General features: G+C 74.4%; 21 protein-coding genes. 6 read left to right on the top strand and 15 right to left on the bottom strand.

Going from position 1 to position 25248, the window contains the following annotated elements:
- Window positions 1-33: 33 nt before the first annotated feature.
- Together ACQPW6_RS15615 and ACQPW6_RS15610 are read right to left on the bottom strand one after the other, a co-directional pair.
- Window positions 34-264 (bottom strand): DUF397 domain-containing protein, encoded by a 231-nt coding sequence (locus tag ACQPW6_RS15615; RefSeq protein ID WP_433890240.1) that lies wholly within the window; start codon window positions 262-264, stop codon window positions 34-36.
- The gene (locus ACQPW6_RS15610) at window positions 257-1051 is read right to left on the bottom strand and encodes a helix-turn-helix domain-containing protein (RefSeq protein ID WP_433890239.1); all 795 of its coding nucleotides are present in this window, start codon (window positions 1049-1051) and stop codon (window positions 257-259) included. Before ACQPW6_RS15610 ends, ACQPW6_RS15615 begins: the two co-directional genes overlap by 8 nt.
- 143 nt (window positions 1052-1194) lie before the next feature.
- On the opposite strand from ACQPW6_RS15610, the gene ACQPW6_RS15605 reads away from it, so the two are divergent.
- The 3 genes from ACQPW6_RS15605 (at window position 1195) to ACQPW6_RS15595 (ending at window position 3723) form a co-directional block, all read left to right on the top strand.
- Window positions 1195-1479: a hypothetical protein gene (locus tag ACQPW6_RS15605; protein WP_433890238.1), complete on the top strand. Its 285-nt coding sequence runs from the start codon at window positions 1195-1197 to the stop codon at window positions 1477-1479.
- Window positions 1476-1823 (top strand): hypothetical protein, encoded by a 348-nt coding sequence (locus ACQPW6_RS15600; RefSeq protein WP_433890237.1) that lies wholly within the window; start codon window positions 1476-1478, stop codon window positions 1821-1823. Before ACQPW6_RS15605 ends, ACQPW6_RS15600 begins: the two co-directional genes overlap by 4 nt.
- Window positions 1824-2508: 685 nt before the next feature.
- Window positions 2509-3723 (top strand): glycoside hydrolase family 64 protein, encoded by a 1215-nt coding sequence (locus ACQPW6_RS15595; protein WP_433890236.1) that lies wholly within the window; start codon window positions 2509-2511, stop codon window positions 3721-3723.
- Here the strand turns inward: ACQPW6_RS15595 and ACQPW6_RS15590 are convergent.
- A complete protein-coding gene (locus tag ACQPW6_RS15590; RefSeq protein WP_433890235.1) occupies window positions 3720-4193 on the bottom strand; it encodes a MarR family winged helix-turn-helix transcriptional regulator in 474 nt (157 codons plus the stop codon). The genes ACQPW6_RS15595 and ACQPW6_RS15590 overlap by 4 nt on opposite strands.
- Window positions 4194-4313: 120 nt before the next feature.
- Between ACQPW6_RS15590 and ACQPW6_RS15585 the strand changes: the two genes are divergently transcribed.
- Complete coding sequence (locus ACQPW6_RS15585; RefSeq protein ID WP_433890234.1) at window positions 4314-5276, top strand: quinone oxidoreductase family protein; 963 nt, start codon at window positions 4314-4316, stop codon at window positions 5274-5276.
- Between the two features lie 112 nt (window positions 5277-5388).
- Here the strand turns inward: ACQPW6_RS15585 and ACQPW6_RS15580 are convergent, their stop codons facing one another.
- Complete coding sequence (locus ACQPW6_RS15580; RefSeq protein ID WP_433890233.1) at window positions 5389-6111, bottom strand: sensor domain-containing protein; 723 nt, start codon at window positions 6109-6111, stop codon at window positions 5389-5391.
- 205 nt (window positions 6112-6316) lie between these two features.
- Here ACQPW6_RS15580 and ACQPW6_RS15575 point away from each other — a divergent pair, with 205 nt between their 5' ends.
- On the top strand, window positions 6317-7147 hold the full coding sequence (locus tag ACQPW6_RS15575) for a HEAT repeat domain-containing protein (protein ID WP_433890232.1): 831 nt from the start codon (window positions 6317-6319) through the stop codon (window positions 7145-7147).
- Between the two features lie 295 nt (window positions 7148-7442).
- On the opposite strand, the gene ACQPW6_RS15570 is transcribed toward ACQPW6_RS15575, so the two are convergent.
- The 4 genes from ACQPW6_RS15570 to ACQPW6_RS15555 all read right to left on the bottom strand — a co-directional run bounded on the left by ACQPW6_RS15570 (window position 7443) and on the right by ACQPW6_RS15555 (window position 13597).
- On the bottom strand, window positions 7443-7835 hold the full coding sequence (locus tag ACQPW6_RS15570) for an ATP-binding protein (RefSeq protein WP_433894540.1): 393 nt from the start codon (window positions 7833-7835) through the stop codon (window positions 7443-7445).
- Window positions 7836-8769: 934 nt separating this feature from the next.
- Complete coding sequence (locus tag ACQPW6_RS15565) at window positions 8770-11457, bottom strand: SCO7613 C-terminal domain-containing membrane protein (RefSeq protein ID WP_433890231.1); 2688 nt, start codon at window positions 11455-11457, stop codon at window positions 8770-8772.
- Window positions 11458-11966: 509 nt separating this feature from the next.
- A complete protein-coding gene (locus tag ACQPW6_RS15560) occupies window positions 11967-12941 on the bottom strand; it encodes an SDR family oxidoreductase (RefSeq protein ID WP_433890230.1) in 975 nt (324 codons plus the stop codon).
- Window positions 12941-13597 (bottom strand): TetR/AcrR family transcriptional regulator, encoded by a 657-nt coding sequence (locus tag ACQPW6_RS15555; RefSeq protein WP_433890229.1) that lies wholly within the window; start codon window positions 13595-13597, stop codon window positions 12941-12943. Before ACQPW6_RS15555 ends, ACQPW6_RS15560 begins: the two co-directional genes overlap by 1 nt.
- Window positions 13598-14117: 520 nt before the next feature.
- Here ACQPW6_RS15555 and ACQPW6_RS15550 point away from each other — a divergent pair.
- A complete protein-coding gene (locus ACQPW6_RS15550) occupies window positions 14118-15986 on the top strand; it encodes a BTAD domain-containing putative transcriptional regulator (RefSeq protein ID WP_433890228.1) in 1869 nt (622 codons plus the stop codon).
- A gap of 88 nt (window positions 15987-16074) precedes the next feature.
- On the opposite strand, the gene ACQPW6_RS15545 is transcribed toward ACQPW6_RS15550, so the two are convergent.
- From ACQPW6_RS15545 to ACQPW6_RS15515, 7 genes are all read right to left on the bottom strand, one after another.
- Entirely contained in the window at window positions 16075-16722 is a 648-nt protein-coding gene (locus tag ACQPW6_RS15545; protein WP_433890227.1) for a GAF domain-containing protein, read from the bottom strand.
- Window positions 16719-17552 (bottom strand): S8 family peptidase, encoded by an 834-nt coding sequence (locus tag ACQPW6_RS15540; protein WP_433894539.1) that lies wholly within the window; start codon window positions 17550-17552, stop codon window positions 16719-16721. The genes ACQPW6_RS15545 and ACQPW6_RS15540 overlap by 4 nt, the downstream gene beginning before the upstream one ends.
- 86 nt (window positions 17553-17638) lie before the next feature.
- Entirely contained in the window at window positions 17639-21022 is a 3384-nt protein-coding gene (locus tag ACQPW6_RS15535) for an adenylate/guanylate cyclase domain-containing protein (RefSeq protein ID WP_433890226.1), read from the bottom strand.
- Window positions 21023-21137: 115 nt separating this feature from the next.
- A complete protein-coding gene (locus tag ACQPW6_RS15530) occupies window positions 21138-21482 on the bottom strand; it encodes an aroma-sacti cluster domain-containing protein (RefSeq protein ID WP_433890225.1) in 345 nt (114 codons plus the stop codon).
- Window positions 21472-22164: an iron-containing redox enzyme family protein gene (locus ACQPW6_RS15525; RefSeq protein WP_433890224.1), complete on the bottom strand. Its 693-nt coding sequence runs from the start codon at window positions 22162-22164 to the stop codon at window positions 21472-21474. Before ACQPW6_RS15525 ends, ACQPW6_RS15530 begins: the two co-directional genes overlap by 11 nt.
- Complete coding sequence (locus ACQPW6_RS15520) at window positions 22161-23504, bottom strand: hypothetical protein (protein WP_433890223.1); 1344 nt, start codon at window positions 23502-23504, stop codon at window positions 22161-22163. The genes ACQPW6_RS15525 and ACQPW6_RS15520 overlap by 4 nt, the downstream gene beginning before the upstream one ends.
- Window positions 23501-24745, bottom strand: a complete 1245-nt coding sequence (locus tag ACQPW6_RS15515) for a radical SAM protein (RefSeq protein WP_433890222.1) — start codon at window positions 24743-24745, stop codon at window positions 23501-23503. The genes ACQPW6_RS15520 and ACQPW6_RS15515 overlap by 4 nt, the downstream gene beginning before the upstream one ends.
- Window positions 24746-25248 lie beyond the last annotated feature (503 nt).

Genomic DNA, 25248 nt, shown 5'->3' with positions numbered 1-25248 from the left:
CGATGGCGCGCCGCGCGCTCGCGGTGCGTGGAGTTACGCGTGGCCGTGGTCGAAGGCGTGTGCCTTGACGTCGGCTATGAACGCGGCCCAGGCGGCGGCCGGGAAGAGGAGGGCCGGGCCGTGCGGGTCCTTGGAGTCGCGGACGGGGACGGCGGCGGGCTGGCCGTCCAGGACTTCGAGGCAGCTGCCGCCTGAGCCGTTGCTGTACGACGACTTGCGCCAGCCGCTCAGCGCGGAGGCGGTCGGGATGATGTGCTCAGTCATGGTGCCGGAGATCCTTAGCTGTCGCGCGCATGAGGGCGATCGACTCCCTCATCGGCAGTGCGTCGCCCAGTGCCAGATCGTAGCGACCCTGCAACTGCTGTACTACGGCCGGGGAATCATGCACCTTGCCGATCGACGCGCCTTCGCTGTAGGCGGCTGGAGGCTGGTCCTCGAACCACATCAGAGACAGCATGCCTTCCAGGATCGGCTGAAAGCCGAGGCCGAACGGAAGAACGTGCAGGCGGATACGCGTGCTCTCGCCCAGGTCGACGAGGTGCATGAGCTGCTCCGCCATGACCTCGCGACCGCCGATCAGACGGTGCAGGACGGACTCGTCCAGCAGCGCCCACACCACGGGCAGTACGGGGTCACTGAGGATCTTGGTGCGCTCCAGCCGTGTGACGACGTACCTGTCACGCTCGTTCTCGCTCCGAGGCGGGTACGCCGTACTGAAGACCGCACGGGTGTACGCCTCGGTCTGGAGAATGCCGGGAACGAAGGTAGGAGCGAACTCGCGGATCTCCGTGGCCTGTTGTTCGAGCTGCCGGGCAGGCGCAAAGTAGTCGGCGACCGCCGCGTCCTTCTGCGGAAGGAAGCTGCTCAGCACGTCGCCGGTGTTGAGCGCCCGGTCAAGCCGTTGCGCGTCCTCCGGGGACGGGATGCGACGCCCGGCCTCGATATGGGCGATGTGCGTCCGCGTCATGATCGCGGCCCCCGCCAGTTCCTCCTGCGTGAGGCCCGCTGCCTTCCGTCGCGACTTGAGCCATTCGCCGTACGTATTACCCACCGTCAACACCCCCGTGACTGATGCTCCGTCACCCGCTGTCCTCTGGCGAGCCTAGCCCGATCGGTACCACGCTGTGAACAGCTCGCTACCCAGCGGTCTCGTCACGGCCGTGACGTCGGTCATCGCATTCCACGGAGCGCCCCATGCACCAACTCCTCTCCTGTCTGGCCCGGTTGACGCGGCGGCGGCCCGCGTCGGGCCGGCACCGCTCGCCGGTGGCCGCGCGGGCCGCCGCCGTCACGCGGTGCGACGTCACCGCGCCGCTGCGGGGCGAGGACGTCGCGCTCGTGCGGCCGTACGTCCTCGCGCACGAGCGGCGCTGCGCGGAGGCCAGGCGTCAACGCCGGGGCCGGCGGCGCCTGTTGATCGCCCCGCACGGGCTGGACCTGGACCCCCGGCTCCTCCCCGCCGTCGAGGTGGCCGCGTGAGCGCCCCGGGCGACGCCATGCGGCTGCTGCCGTGGTCGAACGGCGACGGCAGGCCGTGCTACCTCATGGGCGCCGGGCCGAGCCGGGTCTCGCGGGTCGCCGACGACGTCGAGCGCGATCAGCTCGACCGGGCCGCCGACCTGCTCGACCAGTCGGCGGACCTGCTCGCCGGGCGCCGAGTCAGCCCGTCACGAGCCCGCGCGCTGGCGGCCAGCCTCGCCCGTTCACTGCGCGACGTCCACCGCGTCGCCGAAAGCCGCGGCGCCCGCCTCCCCCCACAGACGGACGACCCCGGCAACGAGGATGACAACCCCGAGGCTGACGACCCCGAGGCGCACAGCTGAACCCTGGCGGCGTGCATCGCAAGCTCTCGCTCCGCGGAGCGAGCCGCACACGATCGCGCCGGGCGGCGCGCACCGCAAGCCATCGCCCCGCCCTCTGGGAGGGAGCGGTTCGCGCCTGGCGGCGCGCACCGCAAGCTCTCGCCTCACCTCGCGGAGCGAGCCGCACGGGTTCGCGCCCGGCGCGCGGGCGTCCCGCCTTGCGGGGCGGGTCGTACGGGATCGCGCCCGGCGGCGCGCACCGTGAGCCATCGCCCCGCCTCACCTCGCGGAGCGAGCCGCACGGGTTCGCGCCCGGCGCGCGGGCGCCCCGCCTCGCCTCACCCTCGAGGGAGCGGGTCGCACAGGATCGCCCTTAGCCGCACATTAAGCGGGCCTTATGCCGCCCGGTCGGCGCAGAATTACGTCCCGTTCAAGCCCGGTTCAGCCGGTTTCGTTCCCACCGAGCGTGAGCGATTTCGTGCAGAGGCGGGGTTGGCGCCAGGCCGCCGCGTGCGTAGCATCGGGGCCCGGCGACGGCGGATGGTTCGGTGCTGAGAGCGCTCTCAGTGGTGGATCGTCAAGCCGGGCGGGGCGGTTGACGCCTGCTCGGTGGCCGGCCTCCCCGCCCGCCGTCGCCTCCGCGTGTCCCCCCACAGCGCGGCGCCCCCACGCCGCCGAGCACCGCAACGAAAGAGGCAAGCACTCCATGACGCACAACTCCCCCCGCCACCAACGTCCGTTGACCCGCCGGAGGCTGCTGACCGCCATCGCCGGCGCCGCCGTGGCCGGCCCGGCCATCGCTGTCGCCGCGCCGCACGCGCTCGCGGCCGTCACGCCTGACGACGGTGCCCGGCCGCAGGCGGCCGGCGCACTGCCGCTGACCGTCGTCAACAGCACCGGCTCGTACGCCAATTCGTCGGTCTACGTCTACATCGTCGGCAACCAGGACGGCCGCCAGGTCCGGGTCGCGCCGGACGGCACGCTGGTCCCGATAGCCCTCTCCGACAACGGCGCCGACGGCTTCACCGACTACGCGATCCCGCTGGCCGGCAGCGGTGACACCACGATCTCGATGCCCTACATGTCTGGCCGGATCTATGTGGCGTTGGGCGACAAGCTCAAGTTCAAGGCGGTGGCGGACGGCAACGGCAACCCCGCCCTCCAGTACCCGGCCGGCTGGGTGACCTCCGACCCCAGCTACCAGGTCCTGCACGACTGCGCGGAGTTCACGTACAACTCCTCCGGGATGTACTGCAACACCACGATGGTCGACATGTTCAGCGTGCCGCTCGGCATCCAACTCACCGGCGCCCAGGACCAGACGACGGGCATGCTGCGTGACGGCGGGCGCGCGCAGGCGTTCGCGGCGGTCAAGGCGGTACCGGAGTTCGCGCCGCTCGTCGTGGACGACCTGCGGGTGATCGCGCCCGGACACGGCCTGGACGCGGGCCTGTTCGCCGCCGACTACTTCGACCCGTACATCGCCGACGTCTGGAGCGCTTACGCGGGCAAGGACCTCACCGTCACCACCAACGCGGGCGCGTTCACCGGCCGGGTCAGCGGCGACACGATGACGTTCAGCGGCCCCGCCGCCGTCTCCTTCGGCCGGCCGTCCACCCGTGACGTGCTCTACTGCGACGGCGCCCTCGCCGCGCCCAACGACGGCACGACCGGCCCGGTGGCCGCCGTGCTCGGCGCCGGCTTCAACCGCTCGACGCTGCTGAGCAGTTCGGCCCAGCCGACCACCGACCCGGCCGCGTTCTACCAGGAGGCGGTCACCAACCACTACGCGAAGGCGATCCACGCGGCGACCGCCGACGGCAAGGCGTACGGCTTCGCGTTCGACGACGTCGCCAACTTCGCCTCGTACATTCAGGACAACGCGCCGACGGCGGTCAAGCTGACCCTGACGCCGTTCTAACCCCGCGCCACCAACGTGCTTGCCAGCAAAGAGAGTTGGGTGCGCTGGGCGCCGGTGAGGTGTGCGGTCAGGGCGCGGATCTCACCGGCGGCGGCGGCCTCGGCGGCGCGGGCCAGGTCGCGGCCCTGCGGCGTCAGCGAGACCCGGACGGCGCGGCCGTCGTCCGGTGACGGCGTGCGGCGGAGCAGGTCGCGGCGCTCGGCGCGGGTGACGAGCCCGGTCATGCTGGATTTGTCCAGGCCGAGGTGCCGGGCGAGCTCCTGCATGCCGGGCTCGCGGTCGCGCAGGACGCCGAGCAGGCGCAGCTGGATGACCGACAGCCCGTGGTCGGCGGCGACCTTGCCCAGGGCGCCCTGCACGAGGAACGACATCTGGGCGAGGGCGTCCACGATCCCCAGGTCGGGCGGCGGGGTGCCGGCGGGCGCGGCTTCGGGGAGCGCCTCGTCGGGGGGTACGTCGTCGGTGGACATGCGGCCAGCATAGTTGACGTAGTACGTGGCACCAACTAATTTGGTTGGTGCCACGTACTAACCCTGCCGGCGTGCCCGCCCCCCAGCCGACCCCCGGCCGCCGCGCGACGAAGGAGCCCCATGTTCGCCGCTGTCGTCAGCTCGTTCGACCGCCCGCCCCGCTACGAGGAGCACCCCGACCCCGCCCCCGCCGGCGAACAGCTGCTCGCGGACGTGCTCGCCGCCGGCCTGCACCCCCGGGTCCGCTCCGGCGCGTCCGGCACGCACTACACCAGCGACGGGCAGCTGCCGCTGATCCCCGGCGTGGACGGCGTGGCCAGGCTGCCCGACGGGCGGACGGTGTACTTCGTGGCCGAGGACGACGTCCCCGGCACGATGGCCGAACGGGCGCTCGTCGATCCGCGCCGCTGCGTCCCGCTGCCCGACGGCGCGGACCCGGTGGTCGTCGCCGCCGCGATGAACCCGGCGATGTCGTCCTGGGTGGCGCTGCGCCGACGGATCCAATTCCGGTCCGGGCAGGGCGTGTTGGTGCTCGGAGCGACCGGCAACGCCGGCCAGATGGCCGTGCGGATCGCCAAACTCCTGGGCGCGGAACGGATCGTGGCCGCCGGACGCGACCCGGAGCGGCTCGGCCGGCTCGCCGGGCTCGGCGCCACCGACGTCATCTCGCTCGCGGGCGACCCCGACCAGGTCGCCGGCCAACTCGGCAAGGCGGCGGGGGACGTTGACGTCGTGCTCGACTACACGTGGGGCGCCCCGACGGAGCAGGCCATCCCCGCCGTGCTCACCCGGCGCACCGACCGCGCCGCCGCGCTCGACTGGATCCAGATCGGCTCGACGGCCGGACCCGACATCACCCTGCCGTCCTTCGTCCTGCGCGCGGCCAACCTGCGGATCATGGGCAGCGGCCAGGGGTCGGTGACGGCGGCCGGGATCGTCGCTGAACTGCCCTCGCTGATCGAGCAGTTCACGAGTGGCGCGCTGGCCGCCGACGCGCTGCCGGTGCCGCTGGCCCAGGTCGAGGAGACCTGGACCGCGCCCGTCGAGCCGGGCCGCCGGGTCGTCTTCACGACGCCGGCGTAGGGCGCGGCGGACCGGGGGCGGGCGGCCGAGCGCGTCGGTCGAGCAGGCGGGCCGTGCGCGTCAGCAGACCACGCGGGCTGTGCGCGTCAGCAGACCACGCGGGCTGTGCGTGTCAGCCCAGCATTCCGCGGACCGCCGCCCGGTCGACGCTGGTCAGCGCGTGCACCAGCTTCGGCATGAGGAAGACGATGGCCAGGCCGAGCAGCGAGGTGCCGGCGATCTCGGCGGGCGAGGACAGGTAGAACTGGTGGTGCTCGCCGTGCGAGGTGTAGTCGTAGATCCGGTAGCCGGGCCAGCCGACGTAGTGCGGGAAGACCCAGGAGTACGCGGGCAGCAGCGCGAGCGCCCAACCGGTGGCGACGAACGTCAGCGAGACGCAGAAACTCGCCACCCGCCAGGGGAACATGACCGTCTGGAAGAGGAGCGCCTTCCACCCGGCCCCGTCCGCCAGCCGGGCCCGGACCCGGGCCCACCAGCCGGACTCGCGAACCGCCGGGGGAGCGGCGGGTTCCGGTGTCTCCCGGCGCAGTTGGGCCCGCACCCGCCGCCGCTCCAGCGCCCCGAGCCGCCGCGCGCCGCCCAACGTCCCTGCCAGCACCGGCAGTCCGACGGGCGTGGTGGCCGTACTCACCCCGACCGAGAACCCGGTGACGGCGAACGTGAAGCCGCCGACGGCGATCGGCAGCGAGGCGAGCGTGTACCCGATCTCGCGGTAGGTGCTCCCGTCGAACGGTGCCCGCCAGAACCCCGGCGAGCGCTTGGCCGCGGGCCGGGGGAGCGGAGCGGCGGCGCCGCGCGCGGCGGCGGGTGCGTACGAAAGGGTGCTGGTGTCCATGGCGGGCCTCGTCATCCTGGGGGTGGACCTGCTGTCGTCCTGACCTCCACCACGATGCCGCCCACCCCCCGCCCACCGGCATCCGGCAGCCCGCCCACCTGAGGGTGGGGCCAGCCCCCGTAAGGGTCCGTCGTCCACGGGTCCGAGGCCGGGGCCGGGGCCGCCATCCGTCATCCGCCAGTCGTCATCCGCCTACCATCCGCTCATGGCGATGTTCGTACACGTGACGTCGGCGGCGAACGTGCCGCGCATCCGGCGGTCCGGGATCCGCGCGGCCGGCCACGGACACGGGCAGGACGTCGGCCGTGGGGTGTACTGCTTCCCGGTGCTGCCGTCGTACACCCTCACCCACCAATGGCTGCGTGAACTGGCCCGTTTCGGCAGCCGGGGCGGGCTGGTGGCCGTCCACGTACGACTCGACGACGACCAGGTCGTACGACTGGGGCACTACTCCGCCGGGGTGGCGCGGGACGCCGGGGCCGGCACCGTACGCGCGGCCGAGGCGGTGCGGCGGATCGCCGAGCTGGACGATCCGCGCGGGTGGGAGGTGTTCGTGCCCCGGGCGATCCGGCCGCGCGAGGTGCACGGGATCCGCGCCGCGCCGCAGGTGGCGGGCTGGCGGTACCGGCCGGACGCGCACGGCGTGCGCCCCTGTACCTGCTTCGGCTGCCGGGAGCGCGGGGGTTACGGCGCGCGGCGGCTGCGGGAGCGGTTGCCGCACCCGCTGGACGGGCCGCCACCGCCGTCCCGGGTGCTGCTGGCGAGGGTCATGGCAGCCTCGGCAGCCGGTGATCCCGGGGACCCGGCCGTGCTGCGGGAGGCGCTGCACTGGTTCGGCATGCGCGGACGGGGCCCGCTCGCCCAGCTGGTCCTGGCCGGGCTTGCCGTCCACCCCGACCCCGGCGTGCGGGAGGACCTGGTGTGGGCCGTCGCCCGTTGGTCCACCCCAGGGGTGACGGAGCTGCTCGACGGTCTGGCCGACGATCCGCACCCGGAGGTGCGGGAGGCGGTGGAGGCGGTACGGGAGGCGCGGTGATCTGCGGCATCACCGTGACCAGGGATTTCGCGGATCGAGGGGCGCTCGGGCCGGGCGGCTCGGGCGCCCCCCGTGGCGGCGGGTGTGGGTGGGTCCACCGCCGGCACTTGGGCCGGGGCGACGCTGCCCCGGGCTGCGGAACGCACCGGCTGCGCTGCGCGGGCCGGGACGATCGCCGCAAGGGTAGCGACCTGTAGCGCTCCACACACAATTCGTCCGCCATCCGTCCGCCGCGCGTCCACAATCGGTCCGTTCCGGCGGTCGTCGGAAGGTCGTCGGAGTCATCAGGCGGTCGTCAGGCGGTCAACGGGACGCGGACGGTGATCTGTTTGCCGGCGGCGCGGCGGGCGACGCGGAACGAGCCGCACAGCGCCACGACGATCTCCATGCCGTGCCGGCCGACCCGGTTGGGGTCGGGGCTCATCACCGCGATGGGGCGCGGGGAGGTGTCCCAGACGGTGATCTCCACGGCTCCCTCGACGAGTTCGAGGTCGAGGCCGCACGGGCCCGACGTGTGCCGGATCGCGTTCGTCACCAACTCGCTGACGACGAGCATCGCCGTGTCGACCACGGCTCCGGCGATCGCCGCTGTCCCGTCTCCGCCGAGGCGCCGAAAAAACGCCGCCGCAGCATGCCGGGCAGCCGCAATCGCCCCGGGTTCACCCCGGTAGACCTCACTCGTACGCATCGGCACCATCTCCAAGCCGGCGTTCCACTCCGACTACGCCGCCGGCCGCTTCCCACCTCATCCGCCGATCCGCTGGCCGCTGCCCCGGGCCGGACGGAATGCGCCTACCCCGCGCCGGGCGCCATGCACGAGCGGGTGTGCTCCCGCACACGCCCTTCACCACGTCTGCGCGGCTTGGCCGCAGGCGGGGTGGGGTGCGGCGGGGCTCTTTCGGGCTTCGCCCGAATCTGGACAAGTCGATATTCGCCCGGGGGGGTGGGGGCGGGGGCTCAACCCTGCGGGGCTCGAACGGGGAGTACGCCCCCGCCGTAGTCCAACCGGCCGCCCCCGGTCCGCGCCCCGGCGGGGGTTGCTCGCGCAGTTCCCCGCGCCCCCAAGAAAGCCCCTTCGGGGCTCCCCCGTCGTACCTCGGCTGCGGGCCGTCCGTGGCTGGTGGCGCAGTTCCCCGCGCTCCTTTGGGGCCCTGCGGGCCCCCGGGTTCCGCCGTGGTTTGGCCGGTCGTCGCCGGTGTGCGGGCCGGTGGGGGTTGCTCGCGCAGTTCCCCGCGCCCCCAAGAAAGCCCCTTCGGGGCTCCCCCGTCGTACCTCGGCTGCGGGCCGTCCGTGGCTGGTGGCGCAGTTCCCCGCGCCCCTAGAGAGCCCCTGCGGGGCTCCATCCGTGGCCGCGCGCCCGTTGGGGCCCGAAGGGCCCAAAAGGGGCGCGGGGAACTGCGCGCTCAGCCATCCGCCGGGGCGCAGATGGGGGACGGCCGGGGGAGCCGCGGCGGGGTCTTGAAGGGGCGCGGGGAACTGCGCGACCAGCCCCCGCCGGGCTGCGCATGGGGGACGACCGGGGAACTACGGTGGGCCGGGGGCCCGGAGGGCCCGGGGGGAGCTGAACGGGGCGCGGCGGCCCCGGGTGGCGGGGGTTTGTGCGCGGACCTCCCCGGAGGGGGTCAGCGTAGGTGGCGGAACCCCTCTCGCAACCGGCGCCCGTCCGCGAGGCGATGTTCGTACGTCGCGCCGAGGAACACGAGCAGCAGGCCCGCCCCGGCCAGAGGGGCCCACCTCGGGAGGAGGCCGAGGGTCTGCGCGATCGTCGGCGCGAGTTCGTGCAGCGCGTCAGCCACCAGCACCGCCCCACCCGTCAGCAGCGGCGCCTGAAGCCGCCGCCGCGCGCCCGCCAGCGTGAGCCCCAACGCGGCGAGCCCGAGCAGCAGCGGCCGCAGCCACTGGTCGTCCGACCACGCCGCCCCGAGGCTGGGCAGCAGCGTGAAGGCGAGCCCGGCCCCGTACGCCGACCACGAGGTGGTCCACGGCGAGCGGCGCCTGCGCAGGTGCCCGAGGACGAGGACGGCCGCGGACACCGTCACCGTGTACGCCTCCGGGTCGTGCACGTTCGCGAGAACCAACCGCACCCACGAGGCGGCGATCAGCGCGCCCGCCGCCAACGGCAGGGCACCCTTGCGCCGTTCGCCGCGCAGCGCCACCCCGAGCCCTGCCGCGCCGACGACCGCGAGCGCGACGCTGAGGGAGCGCGGGTATGTGAGGGTCATCAGGACCGCGATGAACGCGAGGGCGTAGCCGGGGAGTTCGACGGCGAGGCCGAGCGAGGCGCGGTACGGGCCCGGGCCCGTCGGCCCCGTGCCCCGATCGGCCGGCTCGACGTTCCAGCCTGGTGCGCGTCCAACCCGGGCGTCCAGTCCCGAAAGCCACGCCGCCACCGGCACCGTACCCACCGCCACCCCGAGCAGCGCGAACGCCGCCAAGTGCGGGACCAGGCCCGACGCCGAAGCCGCCCGCACCGCCTCGATGCCGACCGCCACCACCGTGAACGCGGCCGCGCCCGCCGCCACCCAGCTCCGGCCGTCCCACGAACCCCGCGCCGCCGCGCCGGTCGTCAACAGCGTTGCCAGCACAGCCGCGAGCAGCGCCGACGCTCCCCACACCACCAGCATCGCGCCCGTCTCCGGCAGCGACCACACCAGCGAGATGGCCAGGCTCGCGCCCAGCGCCGACACCGCCGGTCCCGGGTGGCCGTTCTGGCGGCGGACCAGGACAACGGCCGCGACCGGCCCAGGGAACCCGGCGGCCGCGAGGGCGACCGGATACGGCCACCCGGCCGCGACGGGCGTGAGCGCGACGGCGACGATGCCCGCGATCAGCGCCGCGCTGCCCAGCAACCCCCGTACCGGGTACGGAGCTTGTGCCGTTGAACGTTCATCGGCTCCGGTCGGTCCGACGCCCCGCCGCCCGAGCAGCAGCATCGCCGCACCGAACGTCACCACGACCAGCGCCATCACCACCGGCACGGCCCCGTCCACCCGCCAACCCCCGGGAAAATCAACGGCCTTGATGCTCTCGCTGGGCAGCGCCTGCCGCAGCGGCTCGGCAAGTGCGCGCAGCAGCAAGGGGAGTTCCATCACCACGGCCGAGCCCAGTACGAAGGAGCCGGCCCCGCTGAACCCGGCCCACAGCGCGTGCGGGCGCTCGCGCGGCGAGCGGGGGAGCTGGGAGGCTGCCGCCATCGCCAGGAGCGCGGCGGGCAGCGCGGTCCCGAGGGCCGACCAGGAGTCGGGCAGGGCGACCACCGGCGCTGCGGCGAGCGTGACGGTGAGGGCGAGGCCCGCGAGGGTGGCGCCGAAGACGCGGGCGGCGTAGGGGAGTTCGCGGTGCCGGGTCGCGGCGGTCGCGCCGAGCAGGACGAGGAGGACGAGCGGCAGGCAGGAGCGCAGCGCGGGGCCGTAGTCGGACGCGGTCAGGGCGGCGTCGGCGGCCAGGAGGCCACCGGTGACGGCAGTCAGCGCGGCCGCGATCCGGGCGATCAGGATCACAACGGCCCTGCTGCCGGGGCCCGTTGAGCGGACGAGGAGCGCCACGCCGAAGTCGAACGTCGCGGCGGCCAGCAGCGCGGCCGCCCATCCCGTGCGGTGCGCGGAGGTCGCGACCGCGGCGAGCGGGGCGGTGCACTGGAGGAGCAGCAGGCCGGCCGGCGGCATGAACGCGGACCGGGTCAGCCGGCCGTACGCGGCGGCGCAGACGCCGATCAGGGCGGTGGCCGCGGCCCAGTACGCGGCGGGGCCCGGGTGTTGCAGCCCGGCCACGTGCGCGGCGCGGACCGCGTAGGCGTCGAGCAGCACGAGTGCGAGGCCGATCGCGGCGGCGGCCTCGGCGGTGGCGTTCAGCCGGCGACGGCGCAGCGGGAAGGGCGCGGCCAGGGCGACTGCGGTGAGCGCGGTCAGGACGGCGGTGCGGCCGCCGATTCCGAGGTGCCCCCAGCTGACCAGGGTGAAGACCAGGCCCGCGATGTTGATCAGCAGGCCGCCGAGGACGAGCAGGACCGTCTGCACGGAGCGGGCGGGGGTGTCGGGGCGCGGTTGGTCGCTTCCGCGGTGCTGCCACCCGGCGCCCCAGGCCGGGGCGGGGGCCGGGGCTTGGTGGCGGGCCTGGAGCCCGGCGAGGAGGACGGTTCTGCGCTGGAGGAGGACGGCGCGGCGGGAGTCGAGGTCGGCGAGCGCGGCGTTGAGGTTGCCGAGCTCGGGGATCTCGGGCCCGGTGAGCGGGAGTCGGCACGTGCGGCAGGCGGCGCCGCCGGCCGGGCCGGGGGTGCCGCAGGCGGGGCAGCGCGGGTGGTGGGCGTCCATGGGTTCAGTGTTGGCTGGGTGGGGGGCGGGGCCATGAGTAGCCGTACTCAACCCTGCGGGGCTTCAGCCGCGAGTACGCCCCCGCCGCCGCCGTCCGACCGCCCGCCCCCGGTCTGCGGGCCCGCCGTGGCTTGTCGCGCAGTTCCCCGCGCCCCTTCAGGGCCCCGCGGGCCCTGGCTCGTCGTGGGTTCTCCGGTCGATTCCGGTCTGCGGGCCCGCTGTGGCTGGCCGCGCAGTTCCCCGCGCCCCCAGAAAGGCCCCTGCGGGGCCCCGCCGCCGCCGTCCGACCGCCGGCCCCCGGTCTGCGGGCCCGCTGTGGCTGATCGCGCAGTTCCCCGCGCCCCTGAAAAGCCCCTCGGGGCTTTCGGCTTGCCTCTCTGCGCCCGGCAGGGGTTGCTCGCGCCCCACGAGCACCCGCGGGGCCCCGAAGGGGCGCGGGGAACTGCGTCGCCAGCCCCCACCGGGACACCCACGGCGGATGCCGGCCCCTTCCGAGCCCACTTGGGAAACTAAAAGTGGCGGCGCAACTCGTTCGCGTAACTACGGCCCAGTTCCGGGCCGTTCTCCTCCAGCCAAGCGGAGATCCGGGTCGGGCCCGTCGCCGGGCCCGGGGTGTCGGCGAGGCCGCTCGCCATCGCGCCGTACTCGTCGCGGGTCAGGAGCACGTCGTGGAGGGCCAGGCCGAGCAGGCGGCCGAGGGCCGGGACGGCCGGGCCGGGGGCGGGGAGGATGCGGGCGCGGCTGCCCACCGCGTCTCGGATCGACGTCACGAGCTGGCGGAACGTCGGCCGCTCCGGCCCGACCGCGTCGATCACCGCGTTCCCGATGAGCGTCCGCTCGCCAGGCACCACGTGGCCGTTGTCGACCGCGAGCCGCGCCAGGTCGTCGACGTGGATCGCCCGGATCCGGTAGTCGCCCCGGCCGCCGACCGCGAAGACCGGGAGCCGCCGCAGCAGCCAGGCGATGTTGTTGAGCAGCACACCGTCCCCGCCGAACAGCACGGCCGGGCGCAGGATCGAGTACGGCAACCCGGTTGCCTGCAACGCCTCCTCGACCGCGGCCTTCCCGCGGAAGTACGGGAACGGCGAGTCCGCGGCCGGGTTGGTGATGCTGACGTGCACGATCCGCCGCACGCCTGCGTCCGCCGCCGCCGCGAACAGGGCCCGGGAGTTGGCCACCGCGAGCTCGTGGTCGGTGCGGCCGTGCGCGAAGCGCACCCAGTAGGTGTTGAAGAGGGTGGTCGTGCCGGTCAGCGACTCGCGCAGCCCCTGCGGGTCGGTGAAGTCCAACGGCCGTACGTCGACGGGCGATTCGCCGGGCGCGCGCTCGGGGTGGCCGGTCAGGGTACGCACCGACCGCCCGCCGGCGAGGAGTTGGCCGGTGATCGCCCGGCCCGAGTAGCTGAACGCGCCGGTGACGGCGTCAAGTCCGGTGTCCCCGCCGGGCTGCCAGGCCGGCTCGCCGGCCGAAATCTTCCCGCTCATTACGCGTCCTCTCCCTTCGCGCCCGGCAGGATGCCGAGCGCGGTGGCCAGCGCCGTGAGTTGACGGGCCCGGCCGAACAAGGCACGGGCCTTGTCCCGGTCCCCGTCGAGATGGCTGAGCATTTCCAGGCCGAGGTACATCGCGACGATCGCATATGCCAATTCGCCGGCCGGCGCGGTCGCCGCGAGCATCACCGGGTCCACCGAATCCTCGACGGCCGTCTGCGCGAACCCCGTCCACGTCTCGATCCGCGCGGCCACCTCGGGACCGAGCCCGGGAGCCGAGGAGCCGCCGGCGATCAGTTCCACCAGCACCTTCGCGTAGCCGCTGTCCAGGTCCTCCTCGAAGATCGCGGCGGCCACGTCGGTCAGCCCGACCACTGAGGACGTCTCGGCGACCGCCGCGGTGTAGCGCTGCAACCGGTCCGCGCTGACCGCGTCGAGCGCGGCGAGCAGCAGGTTGGCCACCGAGCCGAAGTGGTAGAAGACCAGGCCCTGGTTGCAGCCGGCCCGCTCGGCGATCCGGCGGGCGCTGGCGCCGTGGTAGCCGTCCGTCCGCAGCACGTCGATCGCGGCCGCGACCAGCGAATGCCGGGTCTGCTCCGAGGCGGCCGACGGCCCGCCGCCCGCTTTGCTCGGTACGCCCGGTTTCGCCATGCCGTCCCCACAACCTCGCGGTCAGTTTGAGCAGTTGCTCAAAGCGTACGGTCAAACGGCGCCGCGCGCCAGACCCCCGCTCCGTCCTCGTCCGCCCGACGGCCCCGCCTGTCCGCACGTCCCCCGGCCCCGTTCCACCCCGCGGATTACTGTGGCCAAAGCGGCTATCGAGACCGTTGCGATTGATGCGATGGAAGACACCAATAGGGCGTCTCAGTCCTCGGAATCCCGAGCTCCGCGCCCAACGCGCCCGTACGGGCCATGACTTAGGCGTTTCTTAATTTCCGGTTGGATCGCGGCCCGGAATCGCCGTCGCCCTGTGGACCGAACGCCAAGCGGATGCAAACATTCGGTTGGGGAATGCACAGTCCGTACCGCACAGCACTACTGCCTGTACCTGAAATATGTCGGAAGCACCTCAGGAGGGCCAGTGGGTGAAGGGGCAGTTGAGGATCGCTGTTTACCGCGTTCACCTGTACGTTTCGGGATACTTGGAGCGCTGGAGGCGCACGCCGGGTCGTTGCCGGTTCAACTTGGGCCTCTGAAGCAGCGGATCGTCCTCGGACTGCTGCTGTGCCGACCGAACCGGATCGTCTCCGTGGACGCGTTCTGCGACGCCCTGTGGTCCGGCACACCGCCGCGCACGGCGCACAAGAACCTCCAGGTGTACGTCTCGGCGCTGCGCAAGGCGCTGCGCGGCGACACCGAACAGCACGCCCTCGCCGGGTCGGAGCCGGAACAGGTGCTCGTCCGGCGGCCGCCGGGCTACCTCATCCACGTACAGGCCGAGCAGTTGGACCTGCTGCGCTTCGAAGAGCTGGCGCGCGGCGGCAGGTTGGCGGCCCGCAATGGCGACAGCACGCAGGCCGCTCACCTGCTGGGCACGGCCGTCGGGATGTGGCGCGGGCCCGCGCTGTCCGACCTGGCCACCGTGCCGGCGCTGGCCAGCGAGGCCGAGGCGCTGGAGGACCGCTATCTGACGGTCTACGAGGACTGGTGCCAGGCCGAGTTGGCGCTCGGCCACCACGCCCAGCACGTGGACGACATCGACGAGCTGGCCCGCCGGCACCCGTACCGCGAACGGCTGCGGCACGCGCAGATGCTCGCGCTGTACCAGTCGGGCCGGCAGGCCGAGGCGCTGGCCCAGTTCGACGCGATGCGCCAGGACCTGGTCAGGGAGATGGGCATGCAGCCCAGCCCGGTGCTCGGCCGGCTCTACGAGGCGATGCTGCGCGGCGACGACAGCCTGGAGCCGCGGGCCGCTGCCCGCGCCAAGCCCGTCGTGATCCGCTCCGACCACACTCAACTCCCCGGCGACTTGGCGGACTTCACCGGCCGGGTGGCCGACGTCCGGCAGCTGACCGCGGCCGTCTGCGGCGCCTCCTCCTCCCATCGCGGGGCGGTGGTGAGCGGCCTGGCCGGGGTCGGCAAGACCGCACTCGCCGTGCACTGCGCCCACCAGGTCGGGCAGCACTTCCCCGACGGGCGGGTGCTGGTCCGGATGCGCAACCGGCAGGGCCGGCCGCGTCCGGCGGTCGATGTACTGGCCGAACTCCTGCGCGGGGTCGGCGTGTCGGGCACGCTGCCGCGCGCGCTCGACGAGCGGGCCGCGCTCTACCGCACCCAGCTCGCCGACCGCCGGATGCTCGTCGTGCTCGACGGGGCCTCGGACGAGTCACAGGTCAGACCGATGCTGCCGGGTGCGGGCGAGAGCCGGGTGGTGGTCACCTGCCGCCGCCGGCTGGTCGGCCTCGAAGCCGTCGAGCACCTCGACCTGCAACCCATGGACGAGGAAGAGGCGTTGGACCTGCTCGGCCGACTGATCGGCCCGCACCGGGTGGCGGCCGAACCGGTCACCGCCCGCGGCCTGGTCGCCACCTGCGGCCAATTGCCGCTGCCCATCCGGATCGTCGGCGCGAACCTCGCGGCCCTCGGCCACCTCACGCTCGCGCACTACGCCAGACGGCTCGCTGACGAACGGCAGTTGCTCGACGAGATGGTGGCCGGCGACCTGCGCATGCGGCCGCGCCTGGACAGCTCCTACCTCGACCTGCTGCCCCCCGACCGGTTCGCACTGCGCCGGATCGGACTGCTCGCGGACTCCGCGTTCAGCCTGCACGACGCCGCCGCCGCGCTCGGCACCGGACTGCCGCAGGCCGAGAAGGCCGTCGAGCGGCTGATCGCCGCGCACCTGGTGGTCGTACGGGCCTGGCAGAGCGACGCGCACGACCCCTGCTACCGGCTCCCCTTCCCGATTCGCGTCTACGCGCGTGAACGTGCCCGGGAGGAGCAGCAGCCGGAGGAGCGGGGCGGCGATCCGGAGCGCGAACGACCAGGTGAACGCGGCCAGCGGGTCGGAACCCCGGCCCAACACCCCGCCGTTCTCTGACCGTTCGCTCTCCGGCGCGGAAGCGTCCCCTCGCAGAACGGGCCCCAGCCGCACCGGCGGCCGGGGCCCGCGTCACCACGAGCGCCCGTCACAGCGGGCTCAGCACGTCCCGCAGCGAGTCGATCAGCCGGAACCCGGACTCCCGCCGGTTGCCGTCAAGGCGCTGCAACGTCTGCACGAGGCCGACCAGTTCGGTGAAGTCCTCACCCGAGCCGACCAGCGCGCTGCGCGCCGCCCGCGTCCGCGACACGATCCGCAGCGCCACCCCCGCCTGGTTGGCGAACAGCCCCAGCAGCTCCAACTCCGCTATTCCGGAACGGGCCTGGGGGCTCGCGTCCAGCACCTCCAGCACGCCCAGCACCTGGTCGTCGTAGCTGAGCGGCACCGCCATCAGGGAGTTGGGCACATAGCGGGTGGACTCGGCGATGTCCCGGGCGAACGACGAACTGGTCGACAGGTCGTCCACCACCATCGCCTCGCCGGTGGTCGCCACCCAGCCGGCGATCCCGCGGTCAGCCGGGAAGCGCTGCCCGACCAGCCACTCCTCGCCCTGCCCGGCGACCGCCTCGAAGACCAACTCGCCGCTGTCCTCGTCCAGCAGGAAGATGGAACTGGCCTGGGCGCCGAAGATCGCCCGGGCCGCGTCCACGATCGACTGCAGCAGCCGGCGGCTCTCCGCCCCTGAATCCGCCATCGCGGCCGACACCGCGGCGACCAGCTCGTTGCTCTGGGTCATGACTCTCCTCGGACGTTCGCTGCGGTCAGATAAAGGATGTTCTTGAGCTGGAACGCGGTCAGCCGCGGGTGCTTGCTGAGGATCAGCGCGCACAGGCCGGAGATCCGCGGGGTGGCGAAGCTGTTGCCGGTGGTGCGGGTCTGCGCGCCGCCCAGCCACGCCACCTCGACGTTCTGGCCCTGGGCGAAGAACTCCACCGGCGGACGCGGGTTGTAGAGCACCAGCTCCGGGTCGTCGACGTCGTGGCTGCCGACCGAGATCACCGAGGAGAACCGCCAAGGGAAGCTCTCCACCCGCATGTTGTGCGCGGAGGCGACGATGACGCTGCGCCGGAAGAACGCGTCGTCGGCGACCTCGCGCAGCGGCTGGGTGAAGCGCGGACGGGAGGTGGACAGGCTCAGGTTGATCACGTCGAAGCCCTGCTCGACGGCCCAGCGCAGGCCGGCCACGAACACGTCGCCGGTGCCGCCGAAGCTCTCGCCGAGCACCCGGACGCTGTGGATCTCGCAGTCCGGTGCGAGCGAGCGGATGATGCCCGCGCAGGCGGAGCCGTGGCCGCAGACGTCGGTGGGCTCGGTCTCGGTGACCCGGATCGTGCCGTCCACCGGGGCGACGACGTAGGAGCCGTCCACCGGGCCGATCATCGGGTGCCCGCTCTCCACGCCGCTGTCCACGACGCACACCCGCACGCCCCGGCCGGTCGCGCCGCCCCAGGCCCACTCGGGGGTGACCTCGCCGTCCCAGGCCGCGGCCACCTCGGCGGTGCCGCGCTCGCGGGTGAGCAGGCTCCAGGTCAGATCGGCGGCCGGGGCACGCCGGGCGGTGTCCAACGCGGAGGCGCCGGGCGGTTGTCGGTTCCCGGACGGCGGCGTCGCGGGGGCGGCGGACGTCGGGGGCACGGTGGGAGGGGGCACGGTCACTCCAAGCCGTCGAGGAAGGCGTCGGCCCAACTCCGGCCGATCCGGTGGTCCTTGCGCAGGAACTCCGCGCGGGCGGCGCGGGCGGCGGTGGCCGCGTCGGGGGTGCGGTGCAGGGCGGCCAGTACGTGGGCGCGGTCCAGGTGGGCGGTGGCCAGGCCGGCCGGGCAGTCGGCGCGGGACGCGGCGGCCAGCGCGCGGTCGGCCAGCAGCAGGCCCTGCTCGCCCTCGCCGCGAGCGGCGAGGACGCGGGCGCGGACGCCGTAGGTCTCGGCGGCGTCCACCGGCGAGGCGTCCTCGGCGGAGGTCCCGTCGGCGAGGTCGGCGGCCTCGGCGTGCCGGCCGCGGGTCAGCAGCAGGCGGGCGAGGTTGCGGGCGGCGGTGGCCGCCAGGCCGGTGTCGCCGAGCCGGTCGGCGGCGGCACGGGACTCGCGCAGCCGCTCCTCGGCGTCGTCGGGGCGGCCCGCGAGGACGTCCACGGTGCCGGCGAACAGCGGGCTGAACGCCCGCGCGTAGCCGAGGCCGAGCTCGCGCATGATGGGTTCGGCGAAGTCCAGGCAGGCGCGGGCCTGTTCGGGCTCGCCGCGCAGCGCGTGCAGCACGGCGAGCGGGTAACTCACCGCGGCCCGCACGGCCCGCCGGTCCGCGTGCTCGTCGAGCAGCCCCTGACACCGGGCCACCGCCTCCCCGGCCGGGGTGGGCCCCAGCCACAGCGCGACGGCCAACGCCCCCATGGCGGTGGCGCATTCAGCGGCGGCGCCGACCCCCTCGGCGAGTCCCAACGCCTCCTCCAGCAGCGCCCGACTGGCCGCGTACCGCCCGAGCACCTGCTCCTGCTGCCCGACCCGCAACGTGACCCGCGCGAGCCCGAGCCCGTCCCCGCAGGCCGCGAACACCCCCTCGACCTCGTGCGCGACGGCGACGGAGCGGGGGAAGTCGCCGGCGGGGTCGGTACAGGCGAGGTAGAGGTGGGCGTGGGCGGCGATCCGCGCGGCCTCGGAGGGTCGGCTGTAGGCGCCCTGGTCGGCGCGGGCCCCGGGCGCACCCGCGCCGAGGGTGCCGGGTGCGGTGGGCTCGGCTCCGGGGGGCCGGGTCGGGTCGGGCGCGGCCGTGGGTAGCGAGGCACGTGGGCGCGTGGGCGGTGCGTTCGGACCCGGCTGCCGGCCGGCAGCCGCGCCGGGCGGCGGAGCGGTCATCTGCTCGTGCTCGTCTGCGGTTTGCGCGGAGGCCGCGGCCGTTGCCGCCTCCTCGACGCGGGTCAGCAGGTCGCGGGCCTCTGTGGGGCGGCCCAGGGCGAAGAGGGCCTCGGCCAGGCGTTGGGAGAGGGGGAGGGAGGCCGGGGCCGTCGGGCCCAGGAGGGTCGTGGCGCGGTGGAGGAGGTCGGCTGCGCGGAGGAGGTCGCAGCGGTCGGCGGCGGTCTGGCCGGCCGCGCCCAGGTGGTGGGCGGTGCGGCGGCGCAACTCGTCGGCCTTCGCGTCCGGGGCGCCGAGTTCCGCGCGGTGGCGGAAGGCGCGTTCCAGGTGGGTGCCCACCGTCTCGTCGTCCGCGCCGCGCGCGGCCAGGTGGTCGGCGAGGCGCTCGTGGCGTTCGGCGCGGGTGCGCTTGGCCATGCCGATGTACGCGACCTCGCGGATCAGCGCGCTCGCGAACCGGTACGGGGCGCCCCGGCGGCGGGCCGACGAGCGGGACGGCTCCACCAGCCGGCGGCGGACCAGCGAATGCACCACCGGGTCAACGGAGTTGCCGGGCGCCGGGGCCGGCGGCTCGCCCAGTACCGCCGTCACCTCGTCCAGCGTGAAGTCCTGGCCCGCGACGGCCGCGACGTCGAGCGTGGCCCGCTGCCCCGGCTCAAGTGCCTCTATCCGCGCGGCGATCAGCGCGTGCATGGTCGGCGGCAGCCCGGTCGCGTCGCCCGAGTCGCCCACCGTGGCCAGCAGTTGTTCGAGGTAGAGCGGATTGCCCTCGGCCCGTTCGAGCAGCGCGTCCGCCTCTAGCAGGGTGTCGGGTCCGTCGGCGGCGTGCGCCACGACCTCCGCCGGACGGTTCAAGTGGGCGGCCAGCAGCCGCACTTCGTCCGCCTCCAGCCTCGGCACGATCAGCGAGCTCGCGTTGAGCACGCCGCCGCCCCACCCCGGCCGCCGGTCGAGGAGTTCGGGCCGGGCCGTGCACAGCACCACCACCGGGGTGTCCCGGACCTCCGCCACGATGTGGTCGACCACGTCGAAGAGCACGGCCGACGCCCAGTGGCAGTCGTCGAGCACCAGCACCACCGGCCGCTCCCGGCCCGCCGCCTCGATCAGCCACGTCACCGCCCAGCAGGTGTCCTCGACGGATGGGCTGGGCGCGCCGTCGAGCAGCAGCCCGCCGCGCAGCACCGCGAACGCCTCCTCGGCGTCCGGGTCCTGGTCCCCGCTCGCGTCCATCGCGCGGGCCACCTCGTCCGCGAGCGGCCGTACCGCGTCGGCCAGCGCCAGCAGCGAACCGCCCTCGCCGTACGGCCGGCAGCGCCCCGTCCCGATCAGCATGCCCTCCGCCGACGCCTGCGCCAGCCAGTGCCTGGCCAGCCGGGTCTTGCCGATCCCGGCGTCGCCGAACAGCGTCAGCAGGTGGCATTGCCGTCCCCGTACGGCCCGTTCGGCGATCAGCCGCACCTCGCGCAGTTCGTTGCCGCGCCCTACGAAGGGCGAGTCGAAGCGGCGCAGCACGGCCGGGTCGTCGCCGCGCAGGTCGAGCAGCCGCCGGCCGAGCACGGTGTCGGCCTTGCCTTTGAGCCGCAGCGGTCCGACCACCTCGGCCACCACCAGCCGGTCCACCGCGCGGAACGTGTCGGGGCCGATCAGGATCTGGCCGGGCTGCGCGTTCTGCTCCAGCCGGGCGGCGACGTTCACGACCTCGCCGGAGACCAGCACCTGCTGCGCGAACGGGTCGCCGGTGGCGACGACTTCACCGGTGTTGATGCCGATCCGCACGTTGAGCCGGACGCCGTGGTCGCGTTCCAGCTCCTCGTTCAGCACCTCCAGCGCGGTGAGCATGTCCATCGCGGCGCGGACGGCCCGCTGGGCGTCGTCCTCGTGCAGCACGGGCACGCCGAACACCGCCATCACGGCGTCGCCGATGAACTTCTCGACGGTGCCGCCGTGCCGCTCCAGGCACTCGCGCATCACGGCGAAGTAGCGCAGCGTCACGGCCCGGAGGGCCTCCGGGTCGAGCCGGCCGGACAGTTCGGTGGAGCCGGTCAGGTCGCAGAAGACCACGGTGACCAGCTTTCTGGCCTCCGGTGGCGCGGCGGCGGGCTGCGCGGTCTCCGTCCCGCAGGACGGGCAGAAGCGGGCCTGTGCGGGTACGACGGCCGAGCAGCGCCGGCAACTGAGCATGCTCGTCATGGTCGTTCCTCTCCTGGCATCGGGCATCGGGCGACGGGCGTCGGGCGTCGAGGGGTGCGGCGGGCTGGTGGTCCGGCGGGCGGCGGCTCGCAGGGCCGGGGGTGGGGGGCTTCGGTCAGAAGAACAGGCCGCCGATGAGGCCGGCTTCGTGGGCGTGCACCTCCGGTTCCGAGTCGTCGAGCCGCCGTTTGATCTCCAGCAGGACTTCGGTTTCCGCGGGGGTGAGGGCGGCGAGGACCGCGCGCTGCTCCTCGCCCATGCCGGTGACGGGGAAGCCGGCCCGGTCGAGGGCGTCGAGCGGGTCGGCGGCCGGGTCGAACGTGGCATGTGGGTCTGGGGCGGCGGCCGGATCGGCGACGGTCCCGGGGTCGTCGGGGTCGTCGGCGACGGCCTCGGTGTCGTCCGTGTCGTCGGAGTCGTCCCACCAGTCCTGCGGCTCGCGCGCGTTGTCACCCTGCACGGTCGGTCACCCCAATCAGCCGGCGGTCGGCCAGCCATGTGAAGAGCCTGGTCGCGGCGGCCACGGTGTGCAGCGCGCTCAGAGCCACCAGAGCCTCGTGTTCCGGGGTCAACGGCAGTGCGTCCAGGACGAGATCGAGCCGGGCCCGGTGCTCCGGGTCCTCGGCGACGTGTTCGCGCAGCGTGCGGAACCCGGCCGGGGGCAGCCCGGTCAGCCGCTCCAGCGCGGCGGGCAGCTCGGGTGCGCCCGGCTGCTCCTCCAGTACGGCGACGTATCCGAGCAGGGCCACCGGGTGGTGGTGCAGCAGCCAGTAATACTGAGCGCCGACCAACTCCGCGACGACGGGCGGCGGTACGCGGCGCAGCGCGTCGTCCGGGTCCCGGCCGACGGCCCGCAGGTCGGCCAGCAGCCAGGCGTCGTGGTCCCGTTCTTCGAGGGAGTGCTCGGCGAAGTACGCGGCGAGCGGGCCGGCGATCGGGTCGGCCGGGGCCAACTCGGCGCAGCGGGACCGGGCTTGCTGCATCAGCGGGACGCTGGCCCGTACGACGGCGTGCATCAGGAACAGGTACTCGGCGTAGCGCTCGGCGGGGCCGGGCTCCCGCCACACCCGGGCGGTGGCCCGCCCGAGCGCGGGCAGCGCGGCCCGCGTCTTGACCCGCAACGTGGCGGCGTGCCCGGTCACTTGGCCCTCCCGGAGGCCGGAAGCAGCGCGAGGGCGCGGACGGCGGGGCTGTCGGTGCGCCCGGTGCGGACGAGCTTCCAGCACAGGTCGCACAGACCGGCTGCCGGGGCGCCGGCCAGCGCTTGGAATTCGGGGAGCCGGGTCAGCGCGGAGGCGCCGTGCGCGCCGAGCACCGTGAGATAGGGGTCACGCGCGAGCCGCGCCAGCACGTCGGGCTGATCGACGTGCCGCCGCAGCCCGTCAGGCCCGCCCCCGGCGGCGACCACCTCGTTGCAGCACGCGGAAACCCCCCCGTCGTACCGCACGACCGGCGTCCCGGCCACGTCGCACCGCCCAAGTCCCCCACCGGCCCGCACGCCGACCGGCCCCACAACCCCGGCGCCCCGCCCGTACCCCAGCAGCGGCACGGCCCTGACCTCGGCATACGACTCCCACCCGCCCCCGAACGCCCGCCGCAGCAACGCCTGCGCGGCCTCGACCTCCCGACCGACCCCGGGCCCCCGGGACGAGGCGTTCCGCGCCACCCGGGCTGGACGGGCTGGGGGTGCGGGCTCGGGTGTGCGCCCGGTGGCCGGGGCGGTGCCGTGCGGCCCGGGCGTTTGCCGTATCCCGGCCGGGCTGCCGCTCGTGTGGGCTGGGGGTGCGGCTGCGGGTGTGCGCCCGGTGGCCGGGGTGGGGTGGGTGGTGCCGTGCGAGCCGGTGCCGGGCTCACGCGTTTGTGGCGCCGGGAGGGTGGGGTTCGCGCTGCCGGGCTCGGGCTCGCGGGATTCTGGCGGCGGGAAGGGCCGAACGGTGGTGGGTTCGGCGGCTGCGAGGTTTGTGGGGCTTGGGTCGGGCTCGCGGGGTGGGGTTGCTACCTGGACTGCGATCCATGTGCCCTCTTCTGCTGCCGTCCGCGCCGCGTTGATGAAGCTTTGCGGGGGGAGGCGGGTCGCGTGGTAGGCGTCGGTGCTCAGGATCAGGCACGCGCTGGCGCGCAGGATCTCGCGGGGCCAGGATCCGGCGGGCGGGGGCGCGGCTGCCCAATTGCCGCTGGTGTAGGGGACGATGAGCTTGCCGGCCTCGGTCAGGCGGCGCGCTGCCAGCGTCAGGCCCCGGCGCTCCGTGAAGGGTTCGCCGCCGGAGATGCCCACCACCTCCAGGGCGGGTTCGGCGCAGAGCAGGTCGAGCACGCGCTCGTACCGGGGCCAGTCGGTGATCCGGCCGCCGAGCGGGCGGGCGTCCACCGAGCAGTGGGCGCAGCCCACCGGGCAGCGGTCGGTGACGTACAGGAGTGCCGCGCGGCCGCGTTGCCGGCGGGCGGCGTCGATCTCGTCGAGCGTCAGTGATACCCGGCTCACGGCGATCCCCTCGATCCGGGCCGGTGGCCGAGGAGGACGAGGTCGGCGTGCCGGGGGTCGCCGTAACGGCGGGTGAAACCGGTCGCCCCGGCAGCGGACTGGAGCTGGGCCACCGGGGCCTCCAACGCGGCCACGGTCGCGGCGAGTTCACCGCTCACCGGGTCCCCGCCGTCCACCGCCGGGCGCAGTGCGCGGCACCCCGCGCAGCCGCCGCCGCCCGTCCCGGCGGACGTCAGCGCGTCGGGGCCGAGCGTGCGGATCGCCCGCAGCGCGGGCGAGTTGACGGTGCGGGCCCGGACGGCGGGCCAGCCGTCCCGGTCAGCGTGGCCGAGCAGCAGATGAGGCGGCACCGGCCGCCGGTCGAGCACGTGCTGGTTGCAGCACGCGGTGATCGTGCCGTCCATGCCCACGACCGGCCAGGCCGCCATCGCGCACGGCAACGTACCGCCGCCGCCAGGACCGTCCGCCCCGGCCGCCGGGTCCGTGAGTGCCTCGCCGAGCGACCTGCCACGGCCTACCGGGGCCAGCCGGCCGACAAGGATCGGGACCCGGGTGCCGAACTCCGCGCGGACGGCCGCCGCCGTGCGGTCCGGGTAGGGGTCACTGGGGCCGGCGCCCAGCACGTGCAGGCTGACGTCCTTGCCCGCCGCCAGCAGCCGATGCAGCTCGGCGAACACCGCCCCGCGCGGCACCTCGCGCTCGTGGAACGCGTCCAGGCTGGCCGAGACGTGGTCAACGGCCGCCAGCGCGGCGGCGATCGGCGCGGGCACCGAGTCCCGGGACGCGCCCCGAGCAGTCGCCCGGGCGTAGAAGAGGCCGGTGAGCAGAAAGCTCGCCGTCCCCACCGCCCGGCACCGCTCGGCGAGTTGCCGCACCAACCGGGGCCGCAGCAGCGGTTCGCCCCCGGTAAGCAGCGCGACAGCCGGCGCCCCGGCCAACGCCCCGTCCGCCGAATCCGGACCCCGACCCGCAGCCGAACCCGAACCCGAACCCGAAGTCGGAGCCGGAGCCGGAGCCGAACCTGAACCCGCAGCCGAACCCGGCGCCGGTGGCCCCGCCCCGCGGAACCCCGCCCCGAACGTCTCCGCGAACCGCACCAGCACCCCGCCCGCCACATCCGTCCCGGCCGCCGTCGAGTCCGTCGAGCAGTGCGCGCAGTGCAGCGGGCAGCGGCCGGTCAGCGCCAGCACGACGCCCGCCGCCGGAACCGGCCGCAGCGCCAGGTACTCCGCCAGATGCATCCCACCACCGCCTTCGTCCCTCGGCCCACGAGCGCCCTCGCCCGCGAACCTCACGGCCCGCGAACCCCACGGCCCGCCAACGCCCACGGCCGGCGAACGGGCCGCAACCGCAACCCCGTTCACCTCTGCCGACCGCGCCGCGTCGAGCAGGCCCGCGCCGAGAGCCCGCGCCGAACCGGCCCGCGAAGGCCGTGCCCCGAGCATGAACCCGGGGACTTTCACACAGGCTTGGCACCGGTTCATTTCCGGTAGGTCCGGGCCCCGTCCGCCCCAGCAGTCACGGGCGCGCCGCCCCGCCGTCGCCCCGACCGCCGACGACCGGCCGCCGAGCGGACCTCTCGGCCCCCGTACACCCCCTGACCGGCGGTGAGTTGCCGCCGGAACCCCGGCAAACGGCCGGCCGGCCCCGCCGCCGAACGCGTCAACCATCGTTGGCATGCGCACTGTTCGGTCATATACCTGCGCGATACCGCTACTGAACCGGCGGCTCCTAGCTTCGTCTC

Source organism: Streptomyces sp. CA-111067, assembly GCF_050956065.1.
GTDB lineage: Bacteria > Actinomycetota > Actinomycetes > Streptomycetales > Streptomycetaceae > Actinacidiphila.
Note: the sequence above shows the minus strand (reverse complement) of the source record. Positions and strands in the feature narration are given on the sequence as shown.

Bases quoted from the DNA above. Each gene is read 5' to 3' on its own strand.
- ACQPW6_RS15560 (WP_433890230.1), bottom strand. From the start codon at position 12,941: ATGAGCGGGAAGATTTCGGCCGGCGAGCCGGCCTGGCAGCCCGGCGGG.
- ACQPW6_RS15555 (WP_433890229.1), bottom strand. From the start codon at position 13,597: ATGGCGAAACCGGGCGTACCGAGCAAAGCGGGCGGCGGGCCGTCGGCC.
- ACQPW6_RS15580 (WP_433890233.1), bottom strand. From the start codon at position 6,111: ATGGACACCAGCACCCTTTCGTACGCACCCGCCGCCGCGCGCGGCGCC.
- ACQPW6_RS15575 (WP_433890232.1), top strand. From the start codon at position 6,317: ATGGCGATGTTCGTACACGTGACGTCGGCGGCGAACGTGCCGCGCATC.
- ACQPW6_RS15595 (WP_433890236.1), top strand. From the start codon at position 2,509: ATGACGCACAACTCCCCCCGCCACCAACGTCCGTTGACCCGCCGGAGG.
- ACQPW6_RS15535 (WP_433890226.1), bottom strand. From the start codon at position 21,022: ATGACGAGCATGCTCAGTTGCCGGCGCTGCTCGGCCGTCGTACCCGCA.
- ACQPW6_RS15570 (WP_433894540.1), bottom strand. From the start codon at position 7,835: ATGCGTACGAGTGAGGTCTACCGGGGTGAACCCGGGGCGATTGCGGCT.
- ACQPW6_RS15605 (WP_433890238.1), top strand. From the start codon at position 1,195: ATGCACCAACTCCTCTCCTGTCTGGCCCGGTTGACGCGGCGGCGGCCC.
- ACQPW6_RS15585 (WP_433890234.1), top strand. From the start codon at position 4,314: ATGTTCGCCGCTGTCGTCAGCTCGTTCGACCGCCCGCCCCGCTACGAG.
- ACQPW6_RS15590 (WP_433890235.1), bottom strand. From the start codon at position 4,193: ATGTCCACCGACGACGTACCCCCCGACGAGGCGCTCCCCGAAGCCGCG.
- ACQPW6_RS15615 (WP_433890240.1), bottom strand. From the start codon at position 264: ATGACTGAGCACATCATCCCGACCGCCTCCGCGCTGAGCGGCTGGCGC.
- ACQPW6_RS15515 (WP_433890222.1), bottom strand. From the start codon at position 24,745: ATGCATCTGGCGGAGTACCTGGCGCTGCGGCCGGTTCCGGCGGCGGGC.
- ACQPW6_RS15565 (WP_433890231.1), bottom strand. From the start codon at position 11,457: ATGGACGCCCACCACCCGCGCTGCCCCGCCTGCGGCACCCCCGGCCCG.
- ACQPW6_RS15545 (WP_433890227.1), bottom strand. From the start codon at position 16,722: ATGACCCAGAGCAACGAGCTGGTCGCCGCGGTGTCGGCCGCGATGGCG.